26 protein-coding genes and 1 tRNA gene are annotated in these 24,960 nt (G+C 68.1%); 13 read left to right on the forward strand and 14 right to left on the reverse strand.

Annotation, left to right across the window (positions count from 1 at the left end):
• Positions 1–18: 18 nt before the first annotated feature.
• The 5 genes from dapA (at position 19) to jaqu_RS02390 (ending at position 4,671) form a co-directional block, all read left to right on the forward strand.
• Positions 19–891: a 4-hydroxy-tetrahydrodipicolinate synthase gene (gene dapA / locus jaqu_RS02370; protein WP_043917338.1), complete on the forward strand. Its 873-nt coding sequence runs from the start codon at positions 19–21 to the stop codon at positions 889–891.
• Complete coding sequence (locus jaqu_RS02375; protein WP_052500727.1) at positions 888–2,066, forward strand: MFS transporter; 1,179 nt, start codon at positions 888–890, stop codon at positions 2,064–2,066. Before dapA ends, jaqu_RS02375 begins: the two co-directional genes overlap by 4 nt.
• A gap of 9 nt (positions 2,067–2,075) precedes the next feature.
• A complete protein-coding gene (smpB, locus tag jaqu_RS02380) occupies positions 2,076–2,558 on the forward strand; it encodes an SsrA-binding protein SmpB (protein WP_043917339.1) in 483 nt (160 codons plus the stop codon).
• Between the two features lie 83 nt (positions 2,559–2,641).
• A complete protein-coding gene (gene sseA / locus jaqu_RS02385) occupies positions 2,642–3,511 on the forward strand; it encodes a 3-mercaptopyruvate sulfurtransferase (RefSeq protein ID WP_043917340.1) in 870 nt (289 codons plus the stop codon).
• Positions 3,511–4,671 carry an amino acid aminotransferase gene (locus jaqu_RS02390; RefSeq protein ID WP_043917341.1) on the forward strand — a complete coding sequence of 387 codons (1,161 nt, stop codon included), beginning with the start codon at positions 3,511–3,513 and terminating at the stop codon, positions 4,669–4,671. Before sseA ends, jaqu_RS02390 begins: the two co-directional genes overlap by 1 nt.
• Before the next feature lie 7 nt (positions 4,672–4,678).
• On the opposite strand, the gene jaqu_RS02395 is transcribed toward jaqu_RS02390, so the two are convergent.
• Positions 4,679–5,320, reverse strand: a complete 642-nt coding sequence (locus jaqu_RS02395; protein WP_043917342.1) for a GntR family transcriptional regulator — start codon at positions 5,318–5,320, stop codon at positions 4,679–4,681.
• Between the two features lie 94 nt (positions 5,321–5,414).
• Here jaqu_RS02395 and jaqu_RS02400 point away from each other — a divergent pair, with 94 nt between their 5' ends.
• Together jaqu_RS02400 and jaqu_RS02405 are read left to right on the forward strand one after the other, a co-directional pair.
• On the forward strand, positions 5,415–6,068 hold the full coding sequence (locus jaqu_RS02400) for a pyrimidine 5'-nucleotidase (protein ID WP_043917343.1): 654 nt from the start codon (positions 5,415–5,417) through the stop codon (positions 6,066–6,068).
• 25 nt (positions 6,069–6,093) lie between these two features.
• Positions 6,094–7,272, forward strand: coding sequence for an FAD-dependent oxidoreductase (locus jaqu_RS02405; RefSeq protein ID WP_043917344.1), 1,179 nt, complete (start codon positions 6,094–6,096; stop codon positions 7,270–7,272).
• A gap of 23 nt (positions 7,273–7,295) precedes the next feature.
• Here the strand turns inward: jaqu_RS02405 and jaqu_RS02410 are convergent, their stop codons facing one another.
• The 9 genes from jaqu_RS02410 to jaqu_RS02450 all read right to left on the reverse strand — a co-directional run bounded on the left by jaqu_RS02410 (position 7,296) and on the right by jaqu_RS02450 (position 13,791).
• Complete coding sequence (locus jaqu_RS02410) at positions 7,296–8,360, reverse strand: 2'-deoxycytidine 5'-triphosphate deaminase (RefSeq protein ID WP_043917345.1); 1,065 nt, start codon at positions 8,358–8,360, stop codon at positions 7,296–7,298.
• A gap of 55 nt (positions 8,361–8,415) precedes the next feature.
• Positions 8,416–8,492, reverse strand: a tRNA-Pro gene (locus jaqu_RS02415).
• Positions 8,493–8,542: 50 nt separating this feature from the next.
• On the reverse strand, positions 8,543–9,340 hold the full coding sequence (locus jaqu_RS21925) for a MerR family transcriptional regulator (RefSeq protein WP_052500728.1): 798 nt from the start codon (positions 9,338–9,340) through the stop codon (positions 8,543–8,545).
• Positions 9,341–9,342: 2 nt separating this feature from the next.
• Positions 9,343–9,645 carry an integration host factor subunit alpha gene (gene ihfA, locus jaqu_RS02425; protein WP_043917346.1) on the reverse strand — a complete coding sequence of 101 codons (303 nt, stop codon included), beginning with the start codon at positions 9,643–9,645 and terminating at the stop codon, positions 9,343–9,345.
• 168 nt (positions 9,646–9,813) lie between these two features.
• Complete coding sequence (locus tag jaqu_RS02430) at positions 9,814–10,788, reverse strand: beta-ketoacyl-ACP synthase III (RefSeq protein WP_043917347.1); 975 nt, start codon at positions 10,786–10,788, stop codon at positions 9,814–9,816.
• Positions 10,785–11,858, reverse strand: a complete 1,074-nt coding sequence (plsX, locus tag jaqu_RS02435) for a phosphate acyltransferase PlsX (RefSeq protein ID WP_043917348.1) — start codon at positions 11,856–11,858, stop codon at positions 10,785–10,787. The genes jaqu_RS02430 and plsX overlap by 4 nt, the downstream gene beginning before the upstream one ends.
• A 19-nt stretch (positions 11,859–11,877) precedes the next feature.
• On the reverse strand, positions 11,878–12,081 hold the full coding sequence (gene rpmF / locus jaqu_RS02440) for a 50S ribosomal protein L32 (RefSeq protein WP_043917349.1): 204 nt from the start codon (positions 12,079–12,081) through the stop codon (positions 11,878–11,880).
• A gap of 177 nt (positions 12,082–12,258) precedes the next feature.
• Positions 12,259–13,290, reverse strand: coding sequence for a DUF2235 domain-containing protein (locus jaqu_RS02445; protein WP_052500729.1), 1,032 nt, complete (start codon positions 13,288–13,290; stop codon positions 12,259–12,261).
• A 51-nt stretch (positions 13,291–13,341) separates the two neighbouring features.
• Complete coding sequence (locus jaqu_RS02450; protein ID WP_043917350.1) at positions 13,342–13,791, reverse strand: outer membrane protein assembly factor BamE; 450 nt, start codon at positions 13,789–13,791, stop codon at positions 13,342–13,344.
• Positions 13,792–13,927: 136 nt separating this feature from the next.
• On the opposite strand from jaqu_RS02450, the gene jaqu_RS02455 reads away from it, so the two are divergent.
• A complete protein-coding gene (locus tag jaqu_RS02455; RefSeq protein ID WP_052500730.1) occupies positions 13,928–14,473 on the forward strand; it encodes a YceD family protein in 546 nt (181 codons plus the stop codon).
• A gap of 48 nt (positions 14,474–14,521) precedes the next feature.
• On the opposite strand, the gene mgtE is transcribed toward jaqu_RS02455, so the two are convergent.
• Positions 14,522–15,910: a magnesium transporter gene (gene mgtE, locus jaqu_RS02460; protein ID WP_043917352.1), complete on the reverse strand. Its 1,389-nt coding sequence runs from the start codon at positions 15,908–15,910 to the stop codon at positions 14,522–14,524.
• 173 nt (positions 15,911–16,083) lie between these two features.
• On the opposite strand from mgtE, the gene guaD reads away from it, so the two are divergent.
• A complete protein-coding gene (gene guaD, locus jaqu_RS02465; protein WP_043917353.1) occupies positions 16,084–17,361 on the forward strand; it encodes a guanine deaminase in 1,278 nt (425 codons plus the stop codon).
• A 117-nt stretch (positions 17,362–17,478) separates the two neighbouring features.
• Here the strand turns inward: guaD and jaqu_RS02470 are convergent, their stop codons facing one another.
• The 3 genes from jaqu_RS02470 to jaqu_RS02480 form a co-directional block, all read right to left on the reverse strand.
• Entirely contained in the window at positions 17,479–18,171 is a 693-nt protein-coding gene (locus jaqu_RS02470; RefSeq protein ID WP_043917354.1) for a transglutaminase-like domain-containing protein, read from the reverse strand.
• A gap of 70 nt (positions 18,172–18,241) precedes the next feature.
• Positions 18,242–18,949, reverse strand: coding sequence for an RlmE family RNA methyltransferase (locus tag jaqu_RS02475; RefSeq protein ID WP_043917369.1), 708 nt, complete (start codon positions 18,947–18,949; stop codon positions 18,242–18,244).
• A gap of 219 nt (positions 18,950–19,168) precedes the next feature.
• A complete protein-coding gene (locus jaqu_RS02480; protein ID WP_043917355.1) occupies positions 19,169–20,323 on the reverse strand; it encodes a Ppx/GppA phosphatase family protein in 1,155 nt (384 codons plus the stop codon).
• A 230-nt stretch (positions 20,324–20,553) separates the two neighbouring features.
• On the opposite strand from jaqu_RS02480, the gene jaqu_RS02485 reads away from it, so the two are divergent.
• From jaqu_RS02485 to jaqu_RS02500, 4 genes are read left to right on the forward strand one after another with little or no spacing between them, the layout of a single operon-like run.
• The gene (locus jaqu_RS02485) at positions 20,554–20,856 is read left to right on the forward strand and encodes a virulence factor (RefSeq protein WP_043917356.1); all 303 of its coding nucleotides are present in this window, start codon (positions 20,554–20,556) and stop codon (positions 20,854–20,856) included.
• Entirely contained in the window at positions 20,856–21,749 is an 894-nt protein-coding gene (locus jaqu_RS02490) for a methylenetetrahydrofolate reductase (RefSeq protein WP_043917357.1), read from the forward strand. Before jaqu_RS02485 ends, jaqu_RS02490 begins: the two co-directional genes overlap by 1 nt.
• Positions 21,746–22,735: a methyltetrahydrofolate cobalamin methyltransferase gene (locus tag jaqu_RS02495; RefSeq protein WP_043917358.1), complete on the forward strand. Its 990-nt coding sequence runs from the start codon at positions 21,746–21,748 to the stop codon at positions 22,733–22,735. Before jaqu_RS02490 ends, jaqu_RS02495 begins: the two co-directional genes overlap by 4 nt.
• 4 nt (positions 22,736–22,739) lie before the next feature.
• Entirely contained in the window at positions 22,740–24,734 is a 1,995-nt protein-coding gene (locus jaqu_RS02500; protein ID WP_043917359.1) for an ASKHA domain-containing protein, read from the forward strand.
• Positions 24,735–24,960: the final 226 nt, after the last annotated feature.

A 24,960-nucleotide genomic window follows, 5' to 3' on the forward strand; every position in this document is an offset into this window, starting at 1 on the left:
GCAAAGAGGAGTTACGCGATGTTCAAGGGATCCCTATGCGCCCTGGTCACGCCCTTCAAAGGCGGCACTATCGACTTCGACGCACTCGCCGCGCTGGTCGATTGGCATGTCGAGGAAGGCACGCACGGCCTCGTGCCCGTGGGCACGACCGGCGAGAGCCCGACCCTCAGCCACGAGGAACACGAAGCCGTGGTCGAGGCCGTGGTGAAGCAAGCGGCCGGGCGGATCCCGGTGATCGCAGGCGCCGGCTCCAACAACACGATCGAGGCGCGGCGCTTCGTCGAACACGCGAAATCCGTCGGCGCGGATGCGGCCCTGGTCGTGACGCCCTACTACAACAAGCCCACGCAGGATGGCCTCTATGCCCATTTCGCCAATCTGGCGGAGGTTGGGCTGCCGATCCTGATCTACAACATTCCCGGCCGGTCCGTCGTCGACATGACGCCCGCCACGATGGGGCGCCTGGCGCAACTCGACGCGATCATCGGCGTCAAGGATGCGACCGGCGACCTGGCCCGCGTCAGCCAGCAGCGCATCACCTGCGGCACGGACTTCCTGCAGATCTCCGGTGAGGACGCGACCGCCCACGGCTTCAACGCGCAGGGCGGCGTCGGCTGCATCAGCGTGACCTGCAACGTCGCCCCGCGCCTCCTGTCGCAGATGCAGGAAGCGTGCCTGGCGGGCGACTACGCCACGGCGCTGGAAATTCAGGACCGACTGATGCCGTTGCATCAGGCCATCTTCACCGAGCCCGGCCTCGTCGGCGCCAAATACGCGCTGTCGCTGTTGGGCAAGTGTTCAGACGAAGTCCGCCTTCCACTCACCCCGCTCGGCGAGGGAACGCGCCTGCTGGTCAAGGATGCGATGCGTCATGCCGGCCTGCTGAATTGAGCACCGGTCTGCCGAAGGGGCTGGTGCCCCTCCTCTCGGCCTCGAACTTCGTCATCGGCATGGGTGCCTTCCTGGTGGTGGGCATGCTGGCCCCGCTGGCACGGGACATGGGGATGTCACCTGCGCGTGCGGGCTGGGTGATGACGTCCTACGCAATCGGCTATGCGCTCCTGTCGCCGCTGCTGGTTTCGCTGACCGGGCGCTTCGGGCGCCGCCGGGTGCTGGCAGCGGGCATGGCGGTTTTCGCGGCCGGATGCGCGGCCTCGGCGCTCGCCCCAAGCGAAGGCGCGCTTTATGCCGCGCGCGTGCTGGCCGCCGCGGGGGCGGGAATGTCGACGCCCGTCACGGCCGCTGTCGCCGCCGGGCTCGCGCCGCCGGAGAAACGGGCCAGCGTGTTGGCCATGGTGTTCTTCGGGCTCACGCTGGCGCAGGTGCTGGGCGTGCCGGCCGGAAGCTGGGTCGCCTACGCCTTCGGATGGCGCGCGGCCTTCTGGCTGGTGACCGGTCTCGCGGTCCTCGCCGCCGTCGCGCTCTGGCTGCGGGTGCCTGCGGGCCTGCGGTTCCAGGCGGTCACGCTCCGCGATCTGGGCGAGGTGCTGTCAGACGGCCGCCTGATGCTGGCGATCCTCTTCACCGCCTCGTTCCTCGGCGCGATCTACGTTCCCTACACCTACCTCTCGCCCCTGTTGGAAGAGACGATGGGCCTGGGCCGAGACGGCGTGACCATCGCATTGGCGATCTACGGATGCGGAGCCGTGGCCGGGAACCTCGCGGGCGGCGTCCTCGCGGATCGGTTGGGACCCGGGCGGACACTGACGCTGCTGGCGATCAGCCAGATCCCCCTGATGGCGCTGATCTCGACCTTGCCGTGGGGGCTGCCTTCCGCGCTGACGCTCTTCGTCGTCTGGGCGCTCTTCGGCTGGTCCTTCATCGCCGGCCAGCAGGCGCGGCTAGTGGGGCTGGCCGGGGCCCGTGCGCCGGTCGCGCTCGCGCTGAATGCCGCCGCGATCTATGTCGGTGCCGCGGTCGGCGCGGCGCTCGGAGGCTGGGTGGTCGCGGCATTCGGCCTCAGGGCGGTCGGACTTGGCGGCGCCGTCGCGGCGCTGGTCGCCGTCGTCCATATCGCCCTGTCGCTGCGGCATCCCCCCGTGGACAGGCGCAGCGCGGATGCATAGGTGCCTCTCATGGCCAAGAAACAGACCCCCGAGGACAAGAACTACAAGGTGATCGCCGAGAACCGGCGCGCCCGGTTCGAATATGCCATCGAGGACGACCTCGAGGTCGGGATCATGCTCATGGGGTCAGAGGTAAAATCCCTCCGAGAAGGTCAGGCCAACATCGCCGAGAGCTATTGCGAGGTGAAGGACGGCGAGCTGTGGCTCGTGAACGCCCATGTCGCGACCTATGCGCCTGCCGTCACCTGGGGTCATGAGGAACGGCGCCGCCGCAAGCTGTTGGCCAAGCGGGGCGAAATCGCCAAGCTGTGGAAGGCGGCGGACCGGGCGGGCTACACGATCGTGCCGCTGGTCATGTACTTCAATCACCGTGGGATCGTGAAGCTGAAGGTCGGCATCGGCAAAGGCAAGAACGTCGCCGACAAGCGCGAGACCAGCGCCAAGCGCGACTGGCAGCGCCAGAAGGCCCGCCTTCTGAAAGAGCACGGCTGACCGCGTCACACCCGTCCGCGGGCTGGAACGGGCTTGGACCGGCGCCTCGCAGGCGGTAGGCCGGTCCGGCAGGAGGTGACCGCATGACCGACGATCCCGCCACCCTCGTCTCGACCGCCTGGCTGGCCCAGCGTCTGCCCGCCCCCGACACGCGCGTGATCGACGCCTCATGGTATCTGCCAGACATGGGCCGCGATCCGCGCGAGGAATATGGCGAGGCGCATATCCCCGGAGCGCGGTTCGTCGCGCTGGACGATGTGTCGGACGCCCGCTCCGCCCTGCCCCACACCGCGCCCCCGGTCGAGAAGTTCATGTCCCGGATGCGACGCATCGGGGTCGGCGACGGGCATACAGTCGTGATCTACGATGGCGCCGAGGGCGGCATCTTCTCGGCCGCACGGCTCTGGTGGCTGTTCCGCGTCTTCGGGCAGCGCGCCGCCGTGCTGGATGGCGGGCTCTCCAAATGGCGCGCCGAAGGGCGGCCCGTCACCGCAGAGCCGCCGACCATCCGAGACCGCCACATGACGGTCACGGCGCATCCCGACCTGCTCTGGGACGTCACGCAGGTCGCGCAGACGGCAAAGCTGGGCAAGACGCAGATCGTCGATGCGCGCAGCGCCTCCCGGTTCGCCGGCGAAGCGCCCGAGCCGCGACCGGGTCTGCGCGCCGGGCACATTCCCAACGCGCGCAACCTGCCCTATCCGATGCTGTTCGAGGCGGACGGTACGATGAAGGATCCGGACGGCCTGCGCGCCGCGTTCGAGGAGGCCGGCATCGACCTGACCCGTCCCGTGGTCACGTCCTGCGGATCGGGCGTGACGGCGGCGATCCTGAACCTCGCCCTGGCCCGGCTGGGTCACACCGATCACGCGCTCTATGACGGGTCCTGGTCCGAATGGGGGATGTATCCCGACCTTCCCGTCGCCACAGGTCCCGCCGGCGAGGCGCACTGATGTTCGGATCGCTCAAGCCTCAGCCAGAGGACAAGATCCTCGCGCTCATGTCCGCATTTCGGGACGATCCGCGCGGCGACAAGATCGACCTCGGCGTCGGCGTCTACCGCGATGCCCAAGGCCGCACGCCGGTCATGCGCGCCGTCAAGTCCGCAGAACGCCAGCTGGTCGAGAACCAGACCACCAAAAGCTATACCGGTCTCACCGGCGACCCCGCCTTCGCGGATGCGCTGGGCCACCTGGTCCTCGGCAACGCGCCGTTCTCCCATGCGGCGACTCCGGGCGGGACCGGCGCCGTTCACCAGGCGCTGCAGCTTGTCCGCATGGCGAAGCCTGACGCGACGCTCTGGCTGAGCGAGCCGACCTGGCCGAACCATACCGCCATCGCCGCCCATCTCGGCATCCGGACCCGCACCTACCGCTACTACGACACCGATACCGGGGGCGTCTGGTTCTCTGCGATGGCCGAGGATCTGGAACGGGCCGCGCCGGGGGACGCGGTCATGCTGCATGGCTGCTGCCACAACCCGACCGGCGCCGACCTCGCGCTGCCCCAGTGGCGCGAGATCGCAGAGATCCTGGACCAGCGCCGCGCACTTCCGATTGTAGACCTCGCCTATCTGGGCTTCGCCGAGGGGCTGGACGCCGATGCCGCCGGCCTGCACATCCTGGCCGAGGCGGTTCCCGAACTCCTGGTTGCGGTCTCCTGCTCCAAGAATTTCGGGCTCTACCGGGATCGCGTCGGTCTGTTGCTGGCCCTGTCGGACGCCCCCGCGGTGCAGGGGTCGCTCGCCGCCCTCAACCGGCTCACCTATTCCTTCCCGCCCGACCACGGCGCGCGCGTGGTGCAGATGATCCTCGACGATCCCGAGATGCGCGCCGATTGGCAGGCAGAACTCGACGACATGCGCACGGGAATGCAAACCACGCGCCATGCTCTCGCCGATGCCCTGCGGGAGCGGTCCGGATCCGACCGCTTCGGGTTTCTGGCGGGCCATCACGGCATGTTCTCGCTTCTGCCGGCAACGTCCGAGCAGATCGCGCGCTTGCGAGAGGATCACGGCATCTACGTCGTGGGCGACGGCCGCATGAACGTTGCCGGATTGCGACCCGCCGAGGTGCCCGTCCTCGCCGACGCGATCGTCGCCGTCGGGATCTGACGCGCCGTCAGCCCAGCCGTTCGGCCTCTTCGCGCAGACGCACCTCGAAGGCCGTCGACAGATGGGCGCGCAACGCATCTGCCGCCGCGGCCCCGTCCCCGGCTGCGATCGCGTCAACGATGCGCGCATGTTCCTCCAGTGCGTTCTCGCCCCGCCCGGGCACGGCCAGCGATGTCGTCGCCATCAGCGCCATCGACCGGTGAACCATGCCAAGCTGCTGGACCAGATACCGGTTGTGCGAGGCCCTGTGGATCTGCGCATGGAACCTGCGATTCGCGCGCGACAGGGCCTGCGCGTCGTCCAGAAGGGCGCGATCCTCTTCCACCATTGCGCGCAGCACGCGAACTTCTTCGGGTGCGGCGTGCTTGGCGGCGAGGCTTGCGGCCAGCGCCTCCAACTCGGTCCGCACCGCGTAAAGCTCTGCCATCTGGTCGTGGTCCAGCGAGGCGACGACGAGGCTGCGTCCGTCCCGTGTCAGCAGGGACTGCGTCTCCAGCCGTTGCAACGCCTCGCGGATCGGTGTGCGGGACATGCTGAACCGGTCGGCCAGCTCGCTCTCGACGAGGCGGTCCCCCGGCCCGTAGGTGCCCCGGTCGATCGCATCGAGGATCAGCGCATGGGCATCGGTCGGATGGGGGGTCGAAGGCATGGGGCGGTCCGTCTTTCTGGGCAGGCGGACGCTAGCGGGCCAATGCCAGAAGGCCAAGCTTGCGCAGGTCCGGCGGCCCGGCTAGCCCACGGCGATGCGCGCGGATTTCGCACATATCGACACCTGGGTGTTCGACCTGGACGAGACGCTCTACCCGCCGTCGACGCCGCTGTTCCCGCAGATCGAGACGCGGATGACCGATTGGATCATGCGAGAGACCGGCGCAGACCGGGTCGAGGCCGATCGGCTCCGCACGTCCTGGTGGGAGCATCACGGCACCACCCTGGCCGGCCTGATGGCCGATCACGGCATCGACCCGCATCCTTTTCTGGCCGACGTGCACGACATCGACTTCTCCGTCCTGTCGCCGGATCCCGCTCTGGCCGACGCGCTGGCCGCCCTTCCGGGCCGCAGGATCATCTTCACCAACGGCACGGTCGGCTACGCGGCCGAGGTGCTTGCCGCCCGCGGTCTCGGCGATCTCTGGGACGCGGTCTATGGCGTCGAGGAAGCGGGGCTGACGCCCAAACCCCAGCCCGAGGCTTATACCCGCGTCTTCGGGGCGGACGGGCTCGACACGACCCGCGCCGCCATGTTCGAGGACACGCCCCGCAATCTCGCCGTGCCGCACACGCTGGGTATGTCCACGATCCATGTGGCGCCGGTCGCACTGGCCGCGCCGCACCTGCACCATCACACCGATGACCTCACGCATTTCCTGCGCGACATCACGCGCTCTGGCGCCTGAGCCGTCGCCGCCCTACCTCCGTGTCATGATCTACGACACCGACATCGTCATCTCCGGCGCCGGCCCCGCCGGCCTTGCCGCCGCCTGCGCCCTGGGGGCCGAAGGTCACAGCGTCATCTTGCTGGACCCGACGCCGCCGGTCACCGAAGAGGCGGATGAAGGCGCCGACCTCCGCACGACCGCGATCCTGACACCGGGCCGTGACCTGCTGGACCGCGCCGGGGCCTGGGCCGACCTTGCGGAACACGGGACAGAGCTCTGGACGATGCGGATCGTCGACGCCGCAGCCAGCCCGCCGGTCACCCGCGACTTCGAAGCACTCGACATGGGGGACGAGCCCTTTGGCTGGAACCTTCCGAACTGGGCGATCCGGCGCGCGCTGCTGTCGCGGGCCGAGGCGCTGTCGACCGTCGATCTGCGATTCGGAACAGGCTTTGCCGGGCTCCTCGCCCGCGTTGCAGAGGCTCGGGTGCGCACGACGGATGGCGACACGATCTCCACGCGCCTTCTGCTGGCCTGCGACGGGCGGAGCTCTCCGGTCCGCGCGGCCGCCGGGATCTCGGCGCGCGAGGTGGATTACGGGCAAACCGCTCTCGTCTTCTCGGTCACCCATCCCCGCCCGCATGGCAACGTCTCGACAGAGCTGCATCTGTCAGGCGGCCCCTTCACGCTGGTGCCCCTGCCCGATCTGGACGGGAAACCCCGTTCGGCAGTCGTCTGGATGGACGATGCGGACGAACAGGCCCGCCGGATGGATCTGCCGGAAGACGCGTTTTCGGCCGAGGCCACCAAGCGATCCCTTTCCGTCGCCGGTCCGCTGACCCTCGCCTCCCGTCGCGTCGCCTGGCCGATCAAGACGATTGTGGCCCACGCGATGACAGCCCGCCGCGTGGCGCTTGCGGCCGAGGCGGCCCACGCGATGCCCCCGATCGGGGCGCAGGGGCTCAATACGTCCCTGAAGGACATCGCCGCCCTCCGCGACCTGTGTGCGAAACACGAGATCGGCAGCGATCCGATGCTTCAGGCCTACGCAAGGCAGCGCCAGCCGGACGTGCTGATCCGCGCGACAGGCATCGACCTTCTCAACAGGACGTCGATAGCCGGATCGGCGCCGTTCCAACGGCTGCGCGCAACCGGCGTGCGGGCACTCCACGACGTCGCGCCCTTGCGCAAATTGGCGATGCGGCTGGGGCTTGGTGCGTGAAGATCGGCCCGTAAGGCCCTGATCTAAGGAGCCTTGAAGTGCTTCGACAGCTTCAGGCCCTGCCCCTGGTAATTGGACGCGATCCCCGCCCCGTAGAGCGTCGCGGGCGCCTCACTCATTCTTTCGTAAAGGAGCCGCCCAACGACCTGCCCGTGTTCCAGCGCAAAAGGCGCCTCGTGGCATCGCACCTCCAGGACACCCCGCGCGGGCGTCCCGTGGCCGAAACCGGGATCGAAGAACCCCGCATAGTGGACGCGAAACTCGCCCACCATGGCGAGATAAGGCGCCATCTCGGCGGCATAATCGGGGGGGATGGTCACCGCCTCCCGGCTGACGAGGATGTAGAAGGCGCCCGGATCCAGGATGATGCGCCGATCTCCGGTCCGGATCGGCTCCCAGAAGTCGGACGGGTCGTAGTGACCGATCCGCTCCAGGTCGATCACCCCGGAATGCGGCTTGGCCCTCCACCCGACCAGCCCGCTTTCACCCGATGAGAGATCCACCGAGAAGCCCAGCCCGTCGTCGATCAGCGCCGTCCCGTCGACCAGCGGCGTGCGCCCGTGCAGGTCGCGCAAGGCCTCGTCATCCAGCCGGGCTTCGCCCCGGCGGAACCGGATCTGGTTCAGACGCATCCCCGGTCGCACCAGCACGCTGAAGCTGCGCGGACAGATCTCGGCATAGAGCGGGCCGTCATATCCGCCGGGGATCCGGTCGAACTCCACCCCGCCATCGGTCACCGTCCGGGTCAGCAGGTCCAGCCGCCCCGTCGAAGACTTCGCGTTCGCCACCGCCGAGATATCGGCGGGCAGGGACAGACTCTCCTGCAGAGGGACAAGGTAGACGCAGCCCTTCTCCAGCACCGCGCCGCCCGCCAGCGGCACGCGATGCATCTCGAACTCGCCAAGCCGGTCCTCCAGCCGGCGCCCCTCGCCCGGCAGGAACGAGGCCCGCACCCGGTAGGCGACATCGCCAAGCCTCAGATCGAGGCTGGCCGGCTGCACCTGATCGGCGTCGAAGGCGGTCGCCGAGATGCCACCCGCATCGGCCAAGGCCTCGATCTGCTGGCACGCCAGAACGCCGTCGGACATGTGCACCCCCCTCTAAGCGAAACGCCCCCTCCCGCGCGGGAAGAGGGCGTTGCGATGGTCGGGCTAGCAGGACTCGAACCTGCGACCTTCCGTCCCCCAGACGGACGCGCTACCAGGCTGCGCCATAGCCCGACTGGCGGCCTACATAGCGAACCCCGCGACGGGCGCAAGCGAAGACGGCGCTATCCGGCGAGGTCGTCCTCGATTTCCTCGATCAGCCCGTTCAGCCGTCGGACGAGCCGCTTCAGCTTGCGCTGATCCACACGGGCGCCCCCCTCGCGCGCGGAGCGGGCCTTCCGCAGCGCACGGCTCGGCGGGTGATCCGCGATCGCGGCCTCTGGTGGCAACTCGGTGCTCGGAGGCGGCATACCGTCCGGTTCCGCCGGAGTGATCTCGGGGACGGACGGTGCCGCGTCTTCGGTCGGGCGGTGCGGGTCGGCGATCACGTCGTCGGTGGGAGCCGTCGCCTCGACCGGATCGGCCGGGTCCTCGACCACAGGTCCGCTCGGCGCCTCTGCCGGCTCTGCCACTGCGGGTTCGGGCGCCACGGCCTCGTCTCCCGCCGGCTCCTTCGGCTTGGGCTCTTCCGGAGCAGCCTCCGGGTTGCGGTCGAACGGCAGGACGCGCCCGCGCTCCACCTCGTCGCCGGGACGAATGACCTTGCGGGTTCGCTGTGGCGGCCCTGCTGGCGTGTCGAGCTCTGGCGCCAAGGCCATCACAGGCTCGGCGCCTTCATCGACGATCTTCTGCGCGACGCCCCGGATGGTCAGACCCTGGTCGTGCAGCAGAACCTTGATGCCGCCGAGCAGGCGCATGTCCTCCGGCCGATAGTAGCGGCGACCGCCCGCGCCCTTCACGGGCTGGACCTGATCGAACTTCGACTCCCAGAACCGCAACACATGTGTCGGAACGACCAGCCAATCCGCGACCTCGCGGATGGTCCGGAACGCGCCGTCTGCCTTCTCGGGTGTCTTCGCCAAATCTACGCCTTGTTGCCGGCCGCGACTCGGTCCTTCATAAGGTGCGACGGGCGGAAGGTCAGCACCCTCCGAGGTGGAATCGGCGCTTCTTCGCCCGTCTTCGGGTTGCGTCCGACACGGGCCGACTTGTCCCGGGTCGAGAACGTGCCGAAGCCGCTGAGCTTCACCTGTTCCCCATCCACCAGCGCGTCAGAGATGTGATCCAGCACCGATGCCACCAGCGCGGCGCTTTCGTTCCGGCTGAGTCCGACTTCGCGGAAAACCGCCTCCGTCAGATCCATGCGCGTCAATGTTTTTCCAGTCATTCGATGATCCCCCGAAAAATTGCCCGTTCGCCTGCCTCTTCGGACAATGTGGGGTCGCCCACGGCGACAAGTCAATGGAGGCGGGCTAGTTCCACCGTGGCGGGCGGCAAGGGCTTTTTGTCACCCAGAGGTGGAAAGGCGTTACCCCGCCTCGCCTTTCTCGCTTTTCTACCAGCGAAGAGCCACCGCACCCCAGGACAATCCGCCACCGATCGCTTCGGTCACGACGACGTCCCGCTCGGCCAGAAGGCCCTGATCGACCGCGACGGACATGGCCAAGGGAATCGATGCAGCCGACGTATTGCCGTGATCCTGCACGGTTACGACGACCTTTTCGCGCGGCAGACCGAGCTTGGCAGCGGTTCGGTCGATGATCCGGATATTCGCCTGGTGGGGCACGACCCGGTCCACATCCGCGATCCCCAGCCCTGCCTTGGCCAGAACGGCTAGCGTGCTGTCATGCAGCTTTTCGACGGCGTGGCGGAACACTTCCTTGCCGGCCATCGTCAGATGCCCCGTCGTCTGCGTGGACGACACGCCACCGGAGACCTGGAGGATCACGCGGAACCGGCCGTCGGAATGCAGATCCGTGGCCAGGATCCCGCGATCGTCCGAAGTGCCGGTGCCTTGCTCGGCCTCCAGCACGACGGCCCCCGCGCCATCGCCGAACAACACGCATGTCGTCCGGTCCTCCCAGTTCATGATGCGGCTGAAGGTTTCGGCCCCGATGACAAGGACCCGTCCCGCCTGCCCGCCCGCGATCAACGCGGTCGCATTCGACAGCGCGAAGATGAAGCCGGCACAGACCGCCTGGACATCGAAGGCGAAGCCCCCGGTCATGCCCAGTTTCTCCTGCACGATGGTCGCGGTCGCGGGGAACGTCAGGTCGGGGGTCGAGGTGGCGAGGACGATGGCGTCGATCTCTCCGGCATCCCGCCCCGCGGCGGCAAGGGCTGCGCGGGCGGCCTTGGTGGCCAGATCGCTCGTGAATTCGCCCTCGGCTGCGAAATGGCGGCGCTCGATGCCGGTGCGGGCGCGGATCCACTCATCCGACGTGTCCAGAAAGCTGGCGAACCACGCGTTCGGGACGACACGTTCGGGCAGGTAGTGCCCGACACCGGTGATGCGGGCACGGGTGGTCATGGGTCGGCCGGAGCGGTCTTCGCGGTGACGGCCGCGACGCGGGCCTGCAACCGCTTGGAAAAACCCGACCGGCTCAGGTTCCAGGCCAGGTCGATCGCTGCGGCAACGCCCGTTTCGTCGGCGGAGCCATGGGATTTCACCACCGTGCCGTTCAGGCCCAGAAAGACCCCGCCGTTGACGCGCCTCGGGTCGATCCGCTTGGACAGCCGCTTGAGCGAGGCCATGGCCAGCAACGCCGCAGCCTTCGACAGAAGCGTGGCGCCGAAGGCCTCGCCCAGCATGTCGCGGACGAAGCGCGCGGTCCCCTCGCCCGTCTTCAGCGCGACATTGCCGGTGAAGCCGTCGGTGACGATGACGTCGACCACGTCGCCCGGTATGTCGCCGCCCTCCACGAAACCCGCGAAGTCGAAGCCGTTCTCCTCCGCGACACCCTCGATCATGTCATGGGCCTCGCGCAGCTCGGCGCGGCCCTTGTTCTCCTCGGTGCCGACATTCAGCAAGCCCACACGCGGCCGTTCCAGCCCCAGCCCGTTGCGAGCGTAGGACATCCCCATCAGAGCGTATTGCATCAGGTCGTCGGCATCGGCCTTGATGTCGGCGCCCACGTCCAGCATCACGTTGAACCCGGCCGGGTTCCGCGAGGGCCAGAGGATCGCGATGGCCGGGCGGTTCACGCCGGGCAGCTTGCGCAGGCGCAATGTCGAAACCAGCATCAGCGCGCCGGTATTGCCACAACTCACGACGGTTTCGGCCTCACCGTCGCGGACGGCTTCGATGGCGGACCACATCGACGTGCCCTGCCCGGTCCGCATCACTTGGCTGGGTTTGTCGGACATCGCGACGACGCGGTCGGCATGGCGCAGGGTCACGTGATCGGAAAGGCCGCGTCGCTTGGCGACCAGCGGCTCCAGCACGGCGGTGTCGCCATGGACGAGGAAGCGCATCGCGGGCGTCCGCTTCACGGCCCGCGCGAGACCGGCGATCACGACCTCCGGGCCCAGGTCCCCGCCCATCGCATCGACGGACAGGACACCCCGGGACGGCTCATCCGAGGAGGCCTCTCCGGTCATGCCCGCTCCTCAACGAAAGTCAGGCGGCGTCGTCGTCCAGATCGACGGTGTCGGCGGTCACGACCTCACGGTCGGCATAGTGACCACAGGCGCCGCAGACGTGATGCGGGCGCTTGAGCTCGCCGCAATTGGGGCATTCCTGCGGATTACCCGGCGTCAGCGAGTCGTGCGCGCGGCGCATGTTGCGACGGGAACGGGTGACCTTGTTCTGCGGGACGGCCATGTCTCAACCTCGGGGCTTGGCCGGGGCGTCCGGCCGGGAACGTTTCGGGGACCCCTAACGGCAGGGCGCATTCGGGTCCAGCGGTTTCGGCCCCCACCCAAGCGGGCGAGGCGGAGCGCGCGTCTTACCGGCTTCGCTCGCAGATGCAAGGCCCTTCGCGACACTGCGATCGGCGGATCAGGAGGCGATCCGCGCCGCCCCCTCCGATGGCGCATCGGGGGGCTGCGCCGAAGGGTGGACCCGCTCCGAGGCGTCGCGGCCCACCTCCCGCCGGCGCCGGTACAGGAACAGCGGCCCGAACGAGCGCCAGCTTCCGACCATCGGCGCCGTCGCATCCACCTCGAACCGCTTGCGCCAATCCGGCGGCAGAGGCAGACCCGCCCCTTCCAGCCGACCCAGCATCCAGACCAGCGGCACATTCGCCAGCGGACGCGCGGCGTCCACGCCGCTCAACTGGCCGCCCACGTCGGGATGTGCGCCGCGGAACCAGACCTGCTCCACGCTTTCGGTCCGGTGGCCATGGGTGCGCCAAAGCTCGGGACGGAACGCCATCCGCGTCTCGTTCAGCGCCAGCGCATGATAACCCCGCTCTACCACCTGTCCCAGCCGGGCCGAGCGAAACGCATGGACATGGGGAAACAGACGCCACAGCAGCGGCCAGCGGATGCCGACCGCGCGCACCGTGTCGAAGACCCCGATCGCGTCGATCGTGACGCGGGAATGGCAGAGCCGGGCGGCGAAGCTGCGCGAGGCGGGCGTGGTGGGGTCGTCGCGGTAGTGCGCGTAGGCCTCGGCGATGGTGTCGTCGTCGGCCACCTCCGCCCGCAATAGCCCGATCCGGTCGATCATTCCCGCCAGCGCGCGGACGGCATAGGCCCCGCGCGAATAGCCGATCAGATAGATGCGGTCGCCGGGATGCCAGTGCCGGGCGAGAAACGCGTAGGCCCGCTGGATCTGCCGGTTGATGCCCACCCCCGCCATGATCTCGGGCGCGCGGCGCAGCCCGTGCCATTGCAGCCCGGGCTCGTAATGCAAACAGGCGCCGCCCGCCTCTTCCAGCAGCCGGAACGTCAAACCGACGGAGCTTTCGCGCCCCGGCTCCAGCGACGACATGGTGCCGTCCAGCAACACGACATGGACGGCCACGTCGCGCTCCACGTCCTGCGGGCGACCGCGGGCGAACCAGGTCTTCAGCGTCGAGATCACCATGGGCGCGGGTTGTGCATGGGCCTGATCACGGCCGCCTCACGTCCCCGGGCGTCAATTGTCCTCGGCGAGCGCCTCGCCGATATTGATCCGGCCGAAGTTGCGGATGATCTGCTGGATCAGGCCGAAATCGCGGATCGAGGTCTCGGTCACCCGACGGGACAAGGTGACGACGCGACCATCCTCCAGTCCGAACCGCTCGATATTCTCGATCGTCCCGTTCTCTGCGAACGAGATCGCGACCAGCTCACGGCTCACGGGACGCGACGCGCCCGGCCCGAATTGGCGCCGCCGCTCGCGCACGTAGTACCACGCATCCTCGCGCAACACGCCCGAGGCCGAGGGCCGGCCGACGGTGGTCTCGACCGAATCGATGGTGTCGACTCCCACAACCAGGGCGGACAGATCGGCGTCTTCCGGGATGTATCCGTGGTTGCGGTAGACGGGGCCGCACGCAACCAGCGCGACAGTCAATCCTGCCAGAGCGATAAGTCGTCCGAGCATCCGTATTCCCGCGCTGCCCCTCGCGTCCCTGCGCACGCGCCGACCGGCGCAGGCGGCCCGTTGCGGGCGGACGTCATTTCGACCTATGGCTTATCCGCACGCCCCGCTTGCGTCCACCCCCGCGCCGAGACCACCCATGAAGCCGATCGTATCCCATCCCGTCCGCCTCTCCGACTTGGCCCGGCGCAAGCCCACCCATTTCCGCCTGGTCCCCGACGAGGGAGAACTGGAGGCGCTGGCCGACCGCCTCGGCGTCGATGTCATCCGCAAGACCCGCTTCGAGGGAGAGCTGCATCCTGTCGGCAAGACCGACTGGCGGCTCCAAGGTCATCTGGGCGCGACCGTCGTGCAGCCCTGCCGCGTCACCACCGACCCGGTCACCACCCGGATCGAGGAGGACGTGACCCGCAGCTACGTCGCCGATTTCGTCGAACCCACCGGCGACGAGGCCGAGATGCCGGAGGACGACACGACGGCCGCGTTGCCCGCGACGCTCGATCCGGGCGCCCTGCTCGAAGAGGAACTGGCCCTCGCCATCCCCGCCTTCCCCCGCTCGGCCGAAGCCGAAGAGATCGACCTGACCGCCATGCCCAGGGGCGCGGAGCCCATCGACGACGACAAGGTCAAGCCCTTCGCGGGCCTCGCCGACCTCAAGGCCCGGATGGAAAAGGGCGAGGATTGAGGCGACGCCGGGGGCCGCGAACGGATCGTCGGACGAGCGGTGGCCCCCTCAGATCAGCCAGATCGCCGCGAGACCCAGGAAGGCGAAGAAGCCGACCACATCCGTCACCGTCGTCACGAAGGCGCCCGAGGCCAGCGCCGGGTCGATCTTGGCTTTCTCCAGCACGACCGGGATGCCCACACCTGCGAACCCCGCGACGATGAGGTTGATGACCATCGCCACGGCGATCACGACCCCCAGCATGGGCGAGCCGAACCAGACGACGCCGACGATCCCCATCACGACGGCGAAGATCGCGCCGTTTATGGCGCCGGCAAAGACCTCCCTCCGGATGACCCGCCAGACGTTGGCTCCGGTCAGGTCGCGTGTGGCCAGCGCCCGCACCGCGACGGTCAGCGACTGCGTGCCCGCATTGCCGCCCATCGACGCCACGATGGGCATCAGCACCGCCAGGGCCACGACCTGCGCGATCACGCCTTCGAACTGCGCGATGACCAGCGAGGCCAGAACGGCGGTCACGAGGTTCACCGCCAGCCAGGGGAAGCGGCGCCGGACCACGTCGCGGGTCCGGTTCGAGATCGCTTCCTCCGCATCGACGCCGGCCAGACGGAGGATGTCCTCCTCCGCCTCTTCGTCCAGGATACGAACCGCATCGTCGATCGTGATCACACCCAGCAGGCGGTCGTTCGCATCGACCACCGGCGCGCTGATGAGGTGATACTGGTTGAAGGCGTAGGCGACCTCGTCCTCGGGGTCGGTCACCTCGAAGGTGCGGAAACTCTCCTCCTCGATCTCAGACAGCGCGACGTCGCGCGCGGAGGAGAGGATCTTGCCCAGCGTCACGTAGCCCACGGGCCGGATCCGCGGGTCCACGAGGATGACGTGGTAGAACTGCTCCGGCAGGTCGGACGCGCCGCGCAGATGGTCGATCGCCTGCCCCACCGTCCAATGCGACGGCGCGGTGACGACCTCGCGCTGCATCAGACGACCGGCGGAATATTCCGGGAAGCCCAGCGCCTGCTCGACCGCGATCCGGTCGATATCGTCCAGCGCCTCTAGAATGGCATCCGCACGGGTCTCGTCGTCGAGGTTCTCGATGACGTCGACGATGTCGTCGGTGTTCAGTCCCCGGACGGCCTCGGCCACCTCGTCGGGCGGCAGCTCCTCGATGACTTCCTCGCGGATCGCCTCGTCGAGTTCCGACAGGATCTCCCCGTCGATCTGTCCGGACCAGAGCCGAAGGAGGGTGCGCCGCTCGACGTCGCCGAGCTGTTCCAGCAGGTCGGCGATGTCCGCTTCGTGCAGCGGCTCAAGCAGGTGGTCGATGGCCGCACCCTGCTCGTGGGCCAGCGCGTCCTGAATGGCGCGAAGGCGGGCTTGATCGAGTTCCCGGTCATCTTCGGGTTCGGGCAGATTCGGATCGGGATCGGTCAACATGGGCGCCTCCGTCGTCGCTGCCGCCCTAGCGCGTCGCGGGCCCGAGCGGTAGCTGGAAACGGGCGCTTGGGGGCATCGAGCCCCCGCGCGCCCAAGGCCTCCGGCGGGGATACTTGAAAAGCGAAGAAGGGCCGGTCTCGACAGACGGTTGAGGGCCGCATAGGCGGAGGGCCATGACCACGCTGATCCTGGGCCGAGTTCTGGCCTTTCCGTCCGATCCGTTCACGACGCCCCCGCAGGATGCAGCCGTGCTCCACGAGGCGGTGGCCGTCGCGGACGGGCGCATCGCGGGAACCGGCGCGCTGGACGCGATGCGCGCCCGTTTCCCCGACGCGGAGGAGGTCGATCACGGCGACGCGCTGATCCTGCCGGGCTTCGTGGACGCGCATATGCACTATCCCCAGACCGAGATCATCGCCTCCTGGGGCAAGCGGCTCATCGACTGGCTCAACACCTACACCTTTCCGGCCGAGGCCCGGTTTCACGACCCGACCCATGCCGCCGAGGTGGCGAACCGCAGCCTGACGCTCGCCCTCGCCCATGGCACGACCAGCCTGTGCAGCTATTGCACCATCCATCCCGAAAGCGTCGATGCTTGGTTCGCCGCCGCGGGCGCGCGCAACATGGCGGTCTGGGGCGGCAAGACCTGCATGGACCGCAACGCCCCCGACGACCTGCGGGACACGGCGCAAACGGCGCACGACCAATCCGCCGCCCTGCTGGCGCGATGGCACGGCACCGGACGCGGGCGCTACGTCATCACGCCCCGCTTTTCCCCGACCTCGACCCCGGAGCAACTCGCGGCGCTCGGCGCGCTCTGGGCGGAGCATCCGGACTGCCTGATGCAGACCCATCTGTCGGAGCAGACCGACGAGATCGCCTGGGTCCGCGACCTCTTCTCTCAGGCGCGCGACTACCTCGACACCTACGAGGCGCATGGCCTCTTGGGCGAGCGCGGGCTCTACGGCCATGCCATCCACCTCGAACAGCGTGAGCGCGACCGGCTGGCCGAGACCGGCGCGGCCGTGGTGCATTGCCCGACCTCGAACACCTTCATCGGCTCGGGCCTCTTCGACATGGGGCTGGCGCGACGGATGCGCGTGGGGCTGGCGACGGATACGGGCGGCGGATCCAGCTTTTCCATGCTGCGCACGATGGCCGCCGCCTACGAGATCGCGCAACTCCGGGGCGAGGCGCTGCACCCCGCCAAACTCCTGTGGCTCGCCACCGAGGGCAGCGCCCGCGCCCTTCATGCTGCTGACCGGATCGGGACGCTGGCCGAGGGGTCGGATGCCGATCTCGTCGTCCTCGACCTCGCCTCCACCCCCGCCATCGCCCAGCGCAGTCATCACGCCGCCGATATCTGGGAGGCGGTGTTCCCGACGATCATGATGGGCGACGACCGGGCGGTCGCGGCCGTCTACGTGGCGGGGCAACGCGTCCCGAGATAGATCATCTCACCGCCGCTCTTTCCCGCCGACCAGGGCGGCGCGAAACGTCCCGCGCCGACAGGTCGGTTCGACGGCCCCCTCCCGACAGCTTGACCCATATCCATCCGGGTCGTGGCGTCAGATTACGGCCCCGGCCCGCAGATCGCGCACACGCCGGTTGATCCGTCCGATCATCAACCGATAGGCCCACAGCTTCACTCGTCCGGGCCGATTCCGATACTTCGCGCTGGCGTAGTAGTCGGCAGGATCGTCCCACGTCCCGTGATCGCCGGTCACGGCGGCCATCTGCTGAAACGCTTCGTGGTCGAGATCCAGGTCCGGGCTCGCCTCGCCGTCCGTTAGCGCGAGGGAATAGCCCGTGCTCCATCCGCGCTCGTGCAGGGCCTCCTTCGCCGCATTGAACAGCGGCAGATCGTTGATGAACGTGTCGATTTTCCGCCAACGGCCGTCGATTTCCACTTCGATCCAGGAATGAGAGATCTCGTCAGGCACAAGCCAGTAGGCCAGCCCCGTGAAGAAGCCCTTCTGGATGTCCTTCCGGATCAGCGAGAAATGGATCCGCGCCGGGATTCTGCAGGCCTTGCAAAGCGCGAGCAGAAGCGTCGCCTTCGTATTGCATTGGCCATAGCCAAACCGGATCGTGTCCGATGCCTTCACGAAGTCGCCTTCGGGGGGAAACCCGAAAACGATATCGTCGCGAACGTAGCGGAAGAGCCGGTCCAGCTTGTCGCGGGTCGTCGTCGCATCCGCTGTCAGCGACGCGGCTTTCGTCGCGACGATGTCGGTCTCGAAATCGGCGAGTCTTTCCATGGGGTCAGGCTAACTCAGGCGCTAACGGCGGCATTGATCTCGGTCAGCCCGCCGCTCCCCGCCGGTCGGCCTATCCCTTGAAGCCCAACGCCACCACGAACTTCTCGGAACTGTCGGACCGGCTGGCGCCTGGTTTCACGTTGGCGACCTTCTCGAACCGCTGCTTGAGCTGCGTCTGAAGCCCCTGCTCCGCCCCACCCGCCAGGACCTTGGCGACGAAGGTGCCGCCCGGCGCCAGCACGTCGAAGGCCAGCTCCGCCGCCGCCTCGCAGAGCGCGATGATCCGCAGGTGGTCGGTCTGCTTGTGACCCGAGGACGAGGCCGCCATGTCCGACATGACCACGTCGGCCTCACCGCCCAGCCAGGCCTTCACCTTCTCGTCTGCGCCCTCGGACAGGAAGTCGAGCTGGTGGATCTCGGCCCCCGGCACGGGGTCCACGTCCTGCAGGTCCAGCCCGATGATGCGGCCCTGTGGTCCCTTGCCCGTTCCCAACGCGTTGATCCGGGGCACCGCGACCTGCAGCCAGCCGCCCGGCGCGCAGCCCAGATCGACCACCCGCGTCCCCGGCCTAAGGAAGCCGTACCTGTCGTCCAGTTCCATGATCTTGAAGGCAGCCCGGCCGCGATAGCCCTCGGCCTTGGCGCGCTGGACATAGGGGTCGTTGAGCTGCCGTTCGAGCCACAGCTTCGACGACAGCTTGCGCCCCCGCGCCGTCTTGACGCGGACCCGCAAATCGCGCTGCCCGCGCCCGGACGTGTTTCCCGTTTTTCTGACCATGGGCCGCAGATAGGCGATCCCGTCCGGACCCGCCAGCCGGATGGGTGGAGCGCGTGGCGCGTCACGGAAGGTCTCGGGCCGCCCGATGGTGTCGAATCGTTGTTTGAGGCGGCGTTCCGCGCAGGTCGGTCCCTGGCCGCCAGGCGGCACCGATTGTGCAGACGGGGGGTGCACAGGGGGTGCACGGGGGGTGCACAGCGGATTTCCGCTGAAACCGGCCTAAAAGGGGCCGTCCTCCAGCACGCCATCCGCCGACATCTGGGCGTAGAGAAGCCCCTCGCGCAGGCCCCGATCCGCCACTGAAAGCCGGTCGGTCGGCCAGACGCGCAGCAGCGCCTGAAGGATCGCCGCCCCCGACATGATCAGCGTATGCCGGTCCCGCCCGATCCGCGGATCGTTGCGCCGCCCCTCGGGCCCCTGGGCCAGATAGCCCCTTATGACGCGGTCGATCTGTGCCCCGGTCATGCGCAATCCGTCGACCTTGTTGCGGTCGTAGCGGCGCAGGTTCAGATGGGTCGCGGCGACGGTGGTGACCGTCCCGGAGGTGCCGATGATCTGGAAGCCGGGATCCACGTCGCCCGCGGCGTCTTCGTAGGGAGAGAACTCGGCCAGGCACTCCTCGAAATGCCATGACATCAGCGCAAACCGTGCCGCGTCGTCGGTGACGTCCCGGAACTGATCCTTGAGGGTCGCGACGCCCAGCGGGATGCTGATCCAGTCCACCACTTTTGCGCGGGGGAACGGGTCGCCTTCATCCGGCGCGAAGCCAGCGTGCAACCGCATGATCGCGCGGGCTTTTTCCAGCGGCGGAACGCGTGTGAGGTCGATCCAGACAAGCTCTGTCGAGCCGCCGCCGATATCCACGACCATGACCTGTTCGGCCTTCTGGCTGACCAGCGGCGCGCAGGAGACGACGGCGAGGCGGGCTTCCTCCTCGGGCTCGATGATCTCCAGCGCGAGGCCGGTCTCCCGGTCCACGACGTCGATGAACTCGGCCGCGTTCGTCGCCCGGCGGCACGCCTCGGTCGCCACGAGGCGCATCCGGCTGACTTCGTGGGTCTCGATCTTGCGGCGGCAGATCTTCAATGCGCCGACGGTCCGCGCCATGGATTGCCGCGAGAGGCGGCCCGAATGCTCCAGCCCGTTCCCGAGTTGCACGGACTTGTGGAAGCTGTCGACGACGTGAAGCTGATTGCCCTTCGGCTGGGCGATCAGCATCCGGCACGAATTCGTGCCGAGATCGACGGCAGCATAAAGCTCGGCCGGATCGGGCCGCGCATCCGGCCGCACGGGGGCCGGCGTGGCGTGGGACCTGCCGGCATCGAAGCGCGACACTCCGACCGCCGGTCCCGGCCCCTTGTCTTCCGGTGGCATGGAAGCCTCCGCATGTAAGGTTGCGTTTACTGTAACGGACGGGCCGGCATTTCGGCAAGGATTTGCTGGTGACCGGCTCAACACCATGATGAGCAGAATTGAGGGCGCATCCCCTTGCGGCGCGCCCCTCGGACGCGGCACCTAAGTCGCCATCGGACGACGCTGTGCCGCAAACCGCGCGGGGCCGCGCATCGGCCACATCTATACCGGCGCCAAGAGGGAGGACGGCCATGGCCAAGATCACTGTCGTCTACTGGCGCGACATTCCCGCGCAGGTCATCGCTGGCAGCGGCAGACGCGCCGCGAAGGTCCCTTTGCCCGAACGCTTCGAGCAGGCGATCGACCGGGCGGCCATGAGGTCGGGCGCGGCCGGGACGGACGATTACCTGGCCGAGTGGCGCAAGGTCCCGGATGGCGAGACACCCGGCGACGACATTCAGGCCGCGGCGGACAAGGCGGCCGAACTGGACGCCGCTTGGCCCGACGAACGCCTGCGCTCCGTCGCCTTGGCCGGCGGGCGGGAGGGGGCGTGATGGGCCTGCTCAACTTTCGCCGAAAGGAGGCGCCCGCCTCGGCACCCCTCGCCGCGTTCCTTCGCGGTGCGTCCATCGAGGTGATGCCCCGGACCGCCGAGAAGGTAGACGATTTCGCCGCGATCCTGCCGCGCGGAACCCGCGTCTATATCGCCCATATCGCTGGCACACCGATCGAGGACATGGTCGCCATGGCTGCCCGTTTGCGTGCCGAGGGGATGGAGCCGATGCCCCATTTCCCCGCCCGGATCATTCGCGGCAAGGATATTCTGGCCGACTGGGTCGCCCGCTATCGCGGCGAGGCCGATGTGAGGCAAGGCCTCATCCTCGCCGGTGGCGTCGAGGCCCCGGCGGGCGACTTCAAGGACTCCATGCAACTCCTTGAGAGCGGGGCGTTCGAGGGGTTCGAACGTCTGCATGTCGCGGGCCATCCGGAAGGGAACCGCGACATCGACCCAGACGGCGGCACGGCGACGCTTTCGGATGCCCTGCGCTGGAAGCAGGCCTTCTCGGAGCGGACGGATGCGAAGATGGCGATTGCCACGCAATTCGCCTTCGAGCCGGTGCCGCTGATCGAGTGGGCGCAATCCATCAAGGCCGCAGGGATCGACCTGCCCATCCATATCGGCGCGGCCGGGCCCGCCAAGCTGCAGACGCTGATCAAGTTCGCCATCGCTTGCGGCGTCGGTCCGTCCCTGCGCGTGCTGCAACGCCGTGCGGCGGACGTCACCAAGCTGGTCCTGCCGTTCGAGCCGACCGAAATGCTGAGCGCGCTTGCCGAACACAAGGCCGCGGATCCCGGCTTCGGGATCGAGGCTGTCCACATCTTCCCGCTGGGCGGGATCAAGGCGTCCGCCGACTGGCTGGCGCGCCATCGCAAGGATGAAGAATGACCCGCACCGTACTGGAATCGAAGACGAAGACCGTCACCATCGGCTTCGACGAGCCGTTCTGCGTCATCGGCGAGCGGATCAATCCGTCCGGCCGCTCCAAGCTGAATGCCGAGCTGGAGCAGGGTGACTTTTCCACCGTCGAGAAGGACGCGCTGGAGCAAGTCGCCTGCGGAGCCATGGTGCTGGACGTCAATTCCGGCGCCGTCTTCAAGAACAAGATGGCCGAGGATCCGCGCTACGCGGACAACAACTTCGTCGAGCCCGCGCTGATGAAAGAGTTGGTCCAGAGGGTTCAGGCCATCACGGATGTGCCGCTTTGCATCGACTCGTCGGTGACCGGCGCCATCGAGGCCGCTCTGGAGGTGGTCGAGGGGCGCCCCCTCGTGAACTCCACGACGGGCGAGGAGGAGAAACTCGAGGCGATCCTTCCGCTCTGCGCGAAGCACAATCTGCCCGTCGTCGCGATCTCGAACGACGAAACCGGGATCTCCGAGGACCCGGATGTCCGCTTCGAAGTCGCGCGCAAGATCGTGCAACGCGCCGCCGATCACGGCGTGCCCGCCCATGACATCGTGGTGGACCCACTTGTGATGCCGGTCGGCGCCATGGCGACCGCCGGACGCCAGGTCTTTACGCTGGTGCGTCGCCTGCGCGATGAGCTGGGCGTGAACACCACATGCGGCGCATCGAATATCAGCTTCGGCCTGCCGAACCGCCACGGCGTGAACGCGGCCTTTTTGCCGATGGCCATCGGCGCGGGCATGACCAGCGCGATCATGAACCCGGTCCGCGCCGTCGAGATGGAAGCCGTCAGTGCGGCCAACATGCTGATGGACCACGACCCGAACGGCGCGAAGTGGATCGGCCTGAGCCGCGTGCTGGATGCGGTCAAGGACGGCGCCTCCTTCGCCGAAGCTGCCAAGGCGGCACAGGCGGCCGGCGGCGGACGCGGCGGCCGCCGGGGCGGACGCCGTCGCGCCGGTTAGGCCCATGACCGATCCCCTCGTCGTCTTCACCCCTTCCGGCAAGCGGGGCCGGTTTCCCGTCGGAACGCCGGTTCTGACGGCTGCGCGCCAGCTTGGGGTGGACCTCGACAGCGTTTGCGGCGGACGGGGCATCTGTTCCAAGTGCCAGGTGCAGCCGGGCCAAGGTGAATTCCCGAAGTTCGGGATCACCGTGACCGGGGACGCGCTCTCCGCCTTCAATTCCGTCGAGGCGCGATACGACGAGAAACGGGGGCTGAAACCGGGACGCCGATTGGGGTGTCAGGCGACCATCCAGGGCGACGTCCTGATCGACGTGCCCGCCGAAAGCCAGTTGCACAGGCAGGTGATCCGAAAGGATGCCTCGTCCGCCCCGATGCGGATGGATCCGGCGACACGCCTGCATTTCGTGACGGTCGAGCAGCCTGACATGGACGCACCTACAGGAGATGCCGAGCGACTGCGCACCGCCCTTCGAGACCAGTGGGACCTGGACGGCGTCACGATCCCCTTGCCCGTGCTGCAAGAGCTTCAGACCGTCCTGCGCAAGGGCGACTGGCAGGCGACGGTCGCCGTCAACCACGACGAGGGCATCCTCGCCGCCATCTGGCCCGGCCTGCGTGAGGCCCCTGCCCTGGGGCTCGCCATCGATCTGGGCTCGACGACCATCGCCGCGCATCTCTGCGACCTCGCCACCGGCGAAGTGCGGGCATCCGGCGGTGCGATGAACCCCCAGATCCGCTTCGGCGAGGATCTGATGAGCCGGGTCAGCTACGCGATGATGAACCCCGGCGGCTCAGACGAGATGACGGCCGCGGTCAGACTGGCGCTGGACGAGCTGGCGCGCACTCTGTCCGACGAGGCCGGGACCGACCCGTCCGAGATCGTCGAGACGGTCGTGGTCTGCAACCCGGTCATGCATCATCTTCTGCTCGGCATCGACCCGACCGAACTGGGCCAGGCCCCCTTTGCGCTGGCCACATCGGACGCGCTGCGCCTCGGCGCGGCCGAAATCGGCTTGATCAGCGCGGCGCCGGGCGCGCGGGCCTACCTGCTGCCCTGCATCGCCGGCCATGTCGGCGCCGACGCGGCCGCCGTCACACTGGCTCAGGCGCCGGACGAAGCCGAAGAAATGACGCTGATCGTCGATGTCGGCACGAATGCCGAGATCGTGCTGGGCAACCGGAACGGGTTGCTCGCCTGTTCCTCCCCCACGGGCCCGGCCTTCGAAGGTGCGCAAATCAGCGCGGGTCAGCGCGCCGCCCCCGGCGCGATCGAACGGGTCAGGATCGACCCCGAGACGAAAGAACCGCGCTTTCGCGTGATCGGCTGCGACGCTTGGTCGGACGAGCCGGGCTTCGATGTCGAAGTCACCGGGATCTGCGGCTCCGGGATCATCGAGGCAGTGGCCGAGATGCGCATGGCGGGTCTGCTGGATGCGTCCGGCCTGATCGGCAGCGCCGAAGCGACCGGAACCGAGCGTTGCATCCTCGAAGGACGGACCCATTCGTATCGCCTCTGGGCCGACGGAGACCGAGAGATCCGCGTCACGCAAGGCGACATACGCGCGATCCAGCTCGCCAAGTCGGCGCTCTATGCCGGCGCGCGGCTTCTCATGGACGAAGCGGGTGTCGAGACGCTGGACCGGGTGACCTTGGCCGGAGCGTTCGGGGCGCACATCTCGCCGCTGCACGCGATGGTGCTGGGGATGATCCCGGACGCCCCCCTCGACAAGGTGACCAGCGCGGGCAACGCGGCCGGCCACGGCGCGCGCATGGCGCTCTGCGACCGTTCGGCGAGGCACCGTGTCGAAACGTTGGTCCGCAAAATACGGAAGGTCGAGACGGCCGTCGCACCGCGCTTTCAGGAGCATTTCGTCGCCGCCAATGCCATCCCGCATGCCAGCGCCGCTTTCCCGCACCTCTTGGCTGAGGTCACGCTGCCCCGCGTCTCGTTCGGCGCGGCGGCCGAAGGCGGACGCAGACGCAGGCGGCGGGCCTAGGGTTCGAGCCGAAGCCATCGGTCCGGGTCTTGGTGGGGATAGGACGCCCGGAGGCAAGTGGCGGAGGAAATGACTCGCTCCGCAATTCGGCTGTTTTGGAGTTTCGGATCGAGTCTAGACGCCACGAAAATCCCTGAAATCTTGAGAAAAGTGTCCGACCCCATGCCGATGGGTGAGGTGCTCCCCGGAAATTGGACACTGACGGAAGCTACGGTCTGAGGTCATC

It is taken from the genome of Jannaschia aquimarina (assembly GCF_000877395.1).
Taxonomy (GTDB): domain Bacteria; phylum Pseudomonadota; class Alphaproteobacteria; order Rhodobacterales; family Rhodobacteraceae; genus Jannaschia; species Jannaschia aquimarina.